Raw genomic sequence first — 7,959 nt, forward strand, 5'->3', positions numbered from 1 at the left:
CTTGATCAGGCGGCGTGCCCAATTGCAACCTGGGTGCACTAGCCTGATGTTGCAGTTGTGCCATAGAGGACTTCCCCCATGCCCAAGGATTCACCGCCAGCCTCTGAAGACCCGCTGTCGAGGCCGCCAGCCATACGCCTGCGCGAAGCCCTGTGGTTTTGGCTGAAGCTTGGCTTCATCAGCTTTGGCGGGCCGGCGGGGCAGATCTCGATCATGCACCAGGAGCTGGTGGAGCGCCGGCGCTGGATCTCCGAGCGCAGATTTCTCCACGCCCTCAACTACTGCATGCTGCTGCCCGGCCCCGAGGCCCAGCAATTGGCGACCTATATCGGCTGGCTGCTGCACCGTACCTGGGGCGGGGTGATGGCCGGGGCGCTGTTCGTGCTGCCGTCGCTGTTTATCCTGATTGCCCTGTCGTGGGTCTATATCGCGTTCGGCGAGATGCCGCTGGTGGCGGGGTTCTTCTATGGCATCAAGCCGGCAGTGACCGCCATCGTGCTGCAGGCGGCGCACCGCATCGGTTCGCGGACCTTGAGCAACCCCTGGCTATGGGCGATAGCCGGTGCGGCATTCATTGCGATCTTCGCCTTCAACCTGCCGTTCCCGCTGATCGTGCTGGGCGCCGCCTTGCTGGGGTATGCCGGCGGGCGCCTGGCCCCTGACAAGTTCAGCGTTGCCGGGCATGGCGCCGCCAGGCAGTCCTACGGCCCGGCCTTGATCGACGACGACACGCCGCCGCCGGAGCATGCGCGCTTCAGTGGCCGGCGACTGGCCTGGCTGCTGGTGCTTGGCGCTGTGCTCTGGGCATTGCCCATGGGGTTATTGACCCTGGTGTTTGGCTGGCAAGGCACCCTGACTCAAATGGGCTGGTTCTTCACCAAGGCGGCGTTGCTGACCTTCGGTGGTGCCTATGCGGTATTGCCCTATGTCTATCAGGGCGCGGTGACTCACTACAGCTGGCTGACCCCGGCCCAGATGATCGACGGGCTAGCCCTGGGGGAAACCACCCCCGGGCCCTTGATCATGGTGGTGGCCTTTGTCGGCTTTATCGGCGCCTATGTCAGCCAGGCCCTGGGCAGCGACCGGGTGTTTCTGGCGGGGGCCGTGGCGGCGACCCTGGTGACCTGGTTCACCTTCCTGCCTTCCTTCCTGTTTATCCTCGCCGGTGGCCCGCTGGTGGAGGCGACCCACAACGAGCTCAAGTTCACCGCGCCGCTCACCGGGATCACCGCGGCGGTGGTCGGGGTGATTCTCAACCTAGCGTGTTTCTTCGGTTATCACGTGTTCTGGCCCCAGGGGTTTTCTGGCCACCTGGACTGGCCCTCGGCGCTGATAGCCATGGCTGCGGCGGTGGCCTTACTGAAGTTCAAACGCGGGGTTATCCAGGTGCTGCTGGCCTGTGCCTTGGCCGGTCTGGCGGTGCACCTGCTGCGCTGAGGGGGCTCATGCCCCGGTTCAGTTGCGAAAATACAGCTCGTCCAGCTGGCGTCGACGTATCGCCAGGTACTCCGCCCAGACCTTGGGAAAGTCCTCGTCCCGGGTGAAGGGGAAGGTCAGGTAGATAAACCGGCCGATGACCTGGATGTACTGCCGCACGCGCTTGTACGCCGGTTGCTCGTTCAGCGAGACGGATTCGTCATAGGCGTGGTGATAGTGGTAAATCGTCTCCCGGTGGGGGGCGATCATGCAGCGGGAAAAGTCGATCACCCAGGCGTGATCCAGGTCGGTGCGCAGGTAGCCATACACGCCGTCCTCGGAGAGGCTGAGGCACTGTTGGGCCCGGCTGCCGTCCTCGTCGTTGACCAGCACGATCTGCTCGCCGAAGTAGGCAATGCGCTGTTGTTCCGGGCCGTGCAATTGCAGGTTCCAAGCGATGGCGCCCATGCGGAATTCGCCTTGCTCGGTAAACTCGGCGGTCCAGCCGTTGGCCAGGGTGATGCGGTGGCTATTCATAAGAGTCCTGAGGGTGATGGACGGCAGTGAGAGAACTTGAGAGGCGTCTGCAAGCCGCGACCCAGAGCCTACAGGGCGTTTTGCCGATTGACGAGCCGCAACGCTATCGGCACCTGTGCAACCTTGGCTAATATCGCCCCGGACAAGGAGCTCAAGCATGCACACAGACAATCGGGCGCAAATCTATCGGCTGATGGGCGATCTGCTCATGGCCATCCAGGGCGGGGCATTGCCGGCCCTGGCGCAGTACGGGATCAGCCCGGCGATCTATCAGGAAATTCTCGAAGAACTGGACGACAGCGGGCAGGCCCTTGCCGAGCTGGCGTTGCCACCCCTGGAGCGGGCCTTCAGTGCCGATCGCACGGGCCGAGTGGCCTTCGACTGCTACCCGACTGCCAACGGCTCGACCCGTGTGGCCTGCCAGCTATGGTCCGCCGGCCGGCCCGGCGAGCTGACGCTGCTGGCCGACTACCCGCAGAGCCAGGACGGGCCGTTGCTGCTGTTCAGGCTGCTGGAGGTGCAGTAATCTTCGCGCCGCTGCGGGCCAGTCCCGCCGGGTGCTGTCGCGCCCTTGGCACAGTCGTTGTTGATCAGGAGGATCAGACTACCCATGCACAGATTTGCCCACATGGTTGCAGAACAATGGGTGGAGCACAGCTACCCGCCGGTGTTCCAGATTGCCGATTTCAATGACGGCCAGCGGGTGGTGGCCGGGGTGCCGGGTTCCGACCCGGAGGTGCTGCTCGGGCTGGCCCGTTGCCTTAGCGAACCCTTGCTGGTGCTGTTCGTGCTGCACACTAGCCGTGAAAACTTGGCGGTCGGCCGCTACCTCAGCCCGGAGCTGTCCTTCGCCGAGCTCAAGGACTTTATCGAGGAATTCCAGCCACTGCTGAGTGGCGACAGCCGCTTCGATATCTGGGTGTATTCACCGGAGGATCAGGCCACCGTGGTCTGGGACCGGCACAACCTGATCTATGCCTACGGCCCCCTCGATGCCTATGCCCGGGCCTTGCGCGCCCTGGGTTTCAGCCATGGCGAAGCGCAACTGCCGGTGCCCCATATGCATTACTACCATCCGCAACTGGATGAGCTGTGCCGGCAATTGGTCGGCCGCTTCCAATGGCGGCATTCGCCGCTGCGGCCAGAGGATGAGCAGTAAGCGCGCTTGTTGGTTGGGTCAGGCCTGGATCGGCTGGCCAATACAGTGCTGGAAGACCTCTTCCATATGGCGGAGGTCGCCGTTGTAGGCGGCGATATTGGCTAGGATCCAATCCTTTTCCTCGACACCCCACCAACTGATCTCAAACCCAGCATTGACAATAAGGTGCTCAAACAGGATGCGCTGTGCACGGCCATTACCGTCGCGAAAAGGGTGCACTACATTGAGTTCGGAGTAGGCGTATGCAACAGCTGAAATCAGCTCGACCCGCGTCACGCCGTCGTACCAATTGGCCGCAGCCATGAGTTTGAAGATCTTGCCGGCTTCTTTCTCCAAGAAGGCCGGTTGGCAGAAGCGCGTGTCTTGCTTGGATATTCCCACTGTTCGAAGTTCTCCGGCCCACTCAAACAGATCCGAGAACAGGGTGCGATGGATGTGTTTGAGGTAGTCCAGATCATAAGGTGCTGGGCTGAATTCAATGCTGTCAGCAGCAATGGCGGAGATCTGCCGTTGTGCCGCGCTCAAGATCTGATCGTCACGGATATTGAGTTTGTTGCGCAGGAGATCGGAGTCGGGGTAGCAGTAGGGATCCTGGCCAACACCGTATTTATCGGTCATCAGCTTTTGGTCTGGATAAAGGCTTTCAAGACTTCTTCGCGGGAGGGCAGGGTTGTTTCTGCGTCTGCGGGGGACACTTTGAAGCCTTCCAGGCGCAGGCTGGCTGCATAGTTCGACTTGCGTGTTCTGGCTGCGTAGGCCTTCTTGGCTTCCAGGCTGATGGTGCCCATTGGGCTGGACCTCTGTAATGAGTGTGGGCGAATTATAGTCGATCTCATTGGGGCGCTACAGCGTCAGGTCGCCCGAGTGGTGGCACTGAGAAGGCGGTTTCTTGTGTGCCGGACCCAAGGTGCACTGCGTTGAACAATGGGGCCATTGCGGGCTAATGCCAGTCAGTCAAGGATAGGTGGCGAGGGAGCTTGCTCCCGCCCGGCTGCCAGGCAGCCGCAATGCTGGTATCCCGGATCATCCGGTGACACCGCGCCGGGCGGTCTTGGGAGCGCAGGGCGCTCCAGCGGGAGCAAGCTCCCTCGCCACAGTCGTTCTATCGCTTAGTCGATCGGCATCAACCATTACCGCCGCCTGTTCACTGGCCGCTTGGCAACGCCGGTGGGTTCAAAGGCCGAGGCCAGGCGCAGCAGGTTGGAATCGTCGTAGGCGCGGCCAGCTGCGATCAAGGCCACTCATGCCCCATCTGTCTGCTGAACTCTGCGCAAGCCTCATCAAATTGTTGCCGGGCGAACTCGGCACGTTGAACGTTGGCGTTCCAGGCAACGGATGTAACAAGTCCATTGGTCACTGCAACAGCTCGTCCAAAACGCTCCCAGATCAGCTTGTCTCCCTGTACCACCTGTTCAACGACGGCCACCGTGCAACTTAGATCCATGTCGTCTGGGCAGATCAGTAGCGGGACAATGCTCGAGCATTCCTCGCTTGCCGGGACCAGTAACTGCCATGCAAGTTTTGCGTGCTCGTCATCTATCAGCCAGCCCTGTGCCGGGACCAACCCTTCGGTGTCGTCTGCCCCCGAGGCATCGTAGATAACCCCCTTGATCCAACGGTCGAGGGGAACGCCATCAATGGTAAGGACGGGATGAGGGGCCGTGGTGTATTTCGAATGGTGCATTGCTGCGTGAATGTTGTTCATGGAGCACTCGCAACTTGATAGGACTTCCTTGTGGGGCTGCCCGAAAGGGCCGGAAACGAGAACCGGGGCTGCTGTGGCCCCGGTTCTCGTTCCGTCAGATTGCCCCGTGCAACGCCGGAGTGCGCGGCGGAATCAGGCGTTTGCTGCCGGTGGATTCAAAGGCCGAGGCCAGGCGTAGCAGGTTGGAATCGTCGTAGGCGCGGCCGGCGAAGGTCAGGCCCACCGGCATGCCGATATCCGCCATCACCCCCATGGGCACGGTGACGGTGGGCACGCCCAGGTGGCGGATGGCGAGGTTGCCGTTGGCCACCCACACGCCGTTGCTCCAGGCGATATCCGCCGACTCGGGGTTGATGTCGGCATCCGCCGGGCCGACGTCGGCCACGGTGGGGAACAGCACCGCGTCCAGCCCTTGGGCGTCCATCCAGTCTTCCAGGTCGAGCTTGCGGGTCTGTTCCAGGCCGCGCAGGCCGTCGGCCAGGCTGTCGATCTGGTCCCAGGTCTTGAGCCCGCGCTTGGCCATGACCACGTACTGGTCCATGCCGGCGGCCAGGTCGTCCTCGCGGTTGGGCAGGGTGCCCGGGTCGTGGGGGAAAATCTGCGGCCCGTCGACATCGGCCAGGCGGTTGAGCTTGGGGTCGTCGTTGGCCCGCAGGAAATCGTCGAAGGCCCAGCCCGAGAGTTCCCAGAGTTCGTCATGCATAAATTCCGGGCTGACGATGCCACGGTTGAACACCGTTGGCGCCCCGGGGCGGTCGCCCTCGCAGTTGGACACCAGGGGGAAGTCCACTTCCAGCACTTCTGCGCCGGCCGCTTCCAGGGCACGGCGTGCCTGCTTCCAGAGCTCGATCACCGAGGCCCGGGTGTGGATGCGCTGGCCGGTGGGGCCGCCGATGCCCGGCTTGTCGCTGGTGCCGGCCTCGGGGTCGGCATTGATGTACATGCGCGGCACGCCGAAACGCTTGCCCTTGAGGGCGCTGGCGTCGGCCGCCAGTTGCGGGTAGGAGGCCGGGCGCACGCTGGCCACCGGCGGGATCGGCACCCAGGGCTGCAGGCGCCACAGGTCGCCGCGGGTATCCGGGTCTGCGGCCACCACCACGTCCAGCACTTGCAGCAGGTCGGCCATGGTGCGGGCATAGGGCACCACCACGTCCATGGTCGGGGTCAGCGGCCAGTTGCCGCGCACCGAGATCACCCCGCGGGACGGGGTGTAGGCACACAGGCCATTGTTGGAGGCCGGGCCGCGGCCGCTGGACCAGGTTTCCTCGGCCAGGCCGAAGGCGCTGAAGCTGGCGGCGGTGGCGCTGCCGGCACCGTTGGAGGAACCGGAGGCGAAGGGCGCGGTGAGGTAGCGGGCGTTATACGGGCTTTCGGCGCGGCCATACACCCCGCGCTGCATGCCGCCGTTGGCCATGGGCGGCATATTGGTCTTGCCCAGGCAGATGGCGCCGCCGGCGCGCAGGCGCTCGATGGTGAAGGCGTCGCGCTGGGCCACCAGCTCCTTGAAGGCCGGGCTGCCGGAGGCGGCGGTCAGGCCCTTGACCAGGTAGCTGTCCTTGGCGGTGTAGGGAATGCCGTCCAGTGGCCCCAGGGTCTGGCCGTTGGCGCGGCGGGCGTCGCTGGCGCGGGCCTCGTCCAGGGCCTCGGGGTTGCGCACCACCACGGCATTCAGCGCGGTGGCGGTGTGCGGGCCGTCATAAGCGTTGATTCGCGCCAGGTAGGCCTGGACCAGCTCCACCGCAGTGGTCTGGCCCGCTGCCAGGGCGGCCTGCAGTTGGGCAATGGAAACTTCGGTGACTTCGATCATGCTGCTACCGCCGCTGGCTGGTGGAGGGCAGGGTGGCAAGCGCGCAACGGCGCGCAGGGGTTCGAGTAGTGGCTGTGCATGGTGGTTCTCGTGGTGCGGCTGGGCACGACAGGGCGGCCGGGGAAATCCGTGGGCCTTTTTATCATCTGGCGCTAAACAGAGGAACCGTTGAACTCGCCCAGATAATCCAGCGTCGCCGTACTGCACGGTTTGCGCTGAACGGGACCAGGGTCGTCCGTTCGCCGGTCGCCATAAATCGACTCGCTGCCAACGAGGATGAAGTGGCTGTAGCCCGCATCGATCCGCGCCTGCAGTTGCTGCTTTTCGGCCTCACTGCGGATCAGCGACTCCAGGTAGTCCGGGTACTCCTGGCTACCGATCAGCTCGACGAAATCGGAGTCCATGTAGTACTCCAGTTCCTGCTTCAGGCACCAGCTCGGGTTGCACGCTTCCCAGGCGCTGAACTCGGCCTCGCTGGCATCCTCCGCCGGTTGCGGCTGCCACTGCTCGAAGGCGAACAGCTCGGCCGCGGCCTGGTCGGGGAAGCGGGCGGCGAACAGGTGAAAGGCGAAATAGAGATTGGCATCAGGCATGGGCTGGCCTCAGATCACGCTGGCGCGCTGCAAGTGGCTGACATGACCCACGCCAGCGGCGTTCAGCCGATCCGCCAGGTCCTGCCGCGCCTGGGCGCCGCCATTGCGCACGTACTCCAGCTCCGAGGCGGTGATCAGCACCACCGGCACCAGGGTCACCGCCGACAGGGGCATGCCTTCGACCTGGGTCGGGAAGTCGGCGGCCGGGGCCCCGATCAGCACCCCCACGCAATCATCGCTGCTGACGAACTGCGCCGGCAGTTGCTCGCTCATGGCCCGGGACTGGCTGACCCCAGGCAGTTCCAGCGACAGCACGCCATAGCGCTCCAGCCGCGGAATGTAGCCACCGGCATCGGCCACGGTGCCGGCCACGCAGCGCAGCAGTTCGAAGGTCCAGCTGTCGGCGAAGGGCGAGACGTCGCCGGGCGCACCCTGGGCGTGGGCGGGAATATCCGGGGTTTGGATAAACAGCTCCATCTCGAAACCGTTGCCCAGCTCATCACCTTCAACACCATCGAAGGGGTCGGACAAGCCCTCGGTGGCGAGGATGATGCCCTGGTTGCGGCGCACGATACGGTAGGCCTGGCGGGTGGAAGGCCAGTGCGGGCCGCCCATGAATCCCGGGCTGATGGCAAAGCCCAGTACATCGGCCTCGCAGCGGCCAACGGCCTGCCAGTGGCGCTCGAGAGCGGCGGCGCCGGCGTCGAACAGGGCGATGCGGGCCAGCTCGGCCGGGGAGGGC

10 protein-coding genes are annotated in these 7,959 nt (G+C 64.2%); 3 read left to right on the forward strand and 7 right to left on the reverse strand.

The window, feature by feature from the left end:
* The first annotated feature begins 78 nt into the window (after positions 1–78).
* Positions 79–1,437, forward strand: a complete 1,359-nt coding sequence (chrA, locus tag J4P02_RS24620) for a chromate efflux transporter (RefSeq protein WP_426195179.1) — start codon at positions 79–81, stop codon at positions 1,435–1,437.
* 18 nt (positions 1,438–1,455) lie between these two features.
* Here chrA and J4P02_RS24625 read toward each other — a convergent pair whose 3' ends face one another.
* Positions 1,456–1,953 carry a hypothetical protein gene (locus J4P02_RS24625; RefSeq protein WP_426195181.1) on the reverse strand — a complete coding sequence of 166 codons (498 nt, stop codon included), beginning with the start codon at positions 1,951–1,953 and terminating at the stop codon, positions 1,456–1,458.
* Positions 1,954–2,110: 157 nt separating this feature from the next.
* Between J4P02_RS24625 and J4P02_RS24630 the strand changes: the two genes are divergently transcribed.
* Positions 2,111–2,479 (forward strand): hypothetical protein, encoded by a 369-nt coding sequence (locus J4P02_RS24630; protein ID WP_426195183.1) that lies wholly within the window; start codon positions 2,111–2,113, stop codon positions 2,477–2,479.
* Between the two features lie 84 nt (positions 2,480–2,563).
* Positions 2,564–3,112: a hypothetical protein gene (locus J4P02_RS24635; RefSeq protein ID WP_426195185.1), complete on the forward strand. Its 549-nt coding sequence runs from the start codon at positions 2,564–2,566 to the stop codon at positions 3,110–3,112.
* Positions 3,113–3,130: 18 nt separating this feature from the next.
* Here J4P02_RS24635 and J4P02_RS24640 read toward each other — a convergent pair whose 3' ends face one another.
* The 6 genes from J4P02_RS24640 to J4P02_RS24665 all read right to left on the reverse strand — a co-directional run.
* On the reverse strand, positions 3,131–3,730 hold the full coding sequence (locus J4P02_RS24640; protein WP_426195187.1) for a putative adenosine monophosphate-protein transferase Fic: 600 nt from the start codon (positions 3,728–3,730) through the stop codon (positions 3,131–3,133).
* Positions 3,730–3,900, reverse strand: a complete 171-nt coding sequence (locus J4P02_RS24645; RefSeq protein ID WP_426195189.1) for a YhfG family protein — start codon at positions 3,898–3,900, stop codon at positions 3,730–3,732. Before J4P02_RS24645 ends, J4P02_RS24640 begins: the two co-directional genes overlap by 1 nt.
* Positions 3,901–4,343: 443 nt before the next feature.
* Positions 4,344–4,817 (reverse strand): hypothetical protein, encoded by a 474-nt coding sequence (locus J4P02_RS24650; RefSeq protein ID WP_426195191.1) that lies wholly within the window; start codon positions 4,815–4,817, stop codon positions 4,344–4,346.
* Positions 4,818–4,911: 94 nt separating this feature from the next.
* Positions 4,912–6,624, reverse strand: a complete 1,713-nt coding sequence (locus J4P02_RS24655) for an amidase (protein ID WP_426195193.1) — start codon at positions 6,622–6,624, stop codon at positions 4,912–4,914.
* Positions 6,625–6,776: 152 nt separating this feature from the next.
* Positions 6,777–7,217, reverse strand: coding sequence for a hypothetical protein (locus tag J4P02_RS24660; RefSeq protein WP_426195195.1), 441 nt, complete (start codon positions 7,215–7,217; stop codon positions 6,777–6,779).
* A 9-nt stretch (positions 7,218–7,226) separates the two neighbouring features.
* On the reverse strand, positions 7,227–7,959 hold a 733-nt coding region (locus J4P02_RS24665; protein ID WP_426195196.1), incomplete at its 5' end, for a suppressor of fused domain protein.

The organism is Pseudomonas sp. NFXW11, assembly GCF_049887815.1.
Lineage (GTDB): Bacteria > Pseudomonadota > Gammaproteobacteria > Pseudomonadales > Pseudomonadaceae > Aquipseudomonas.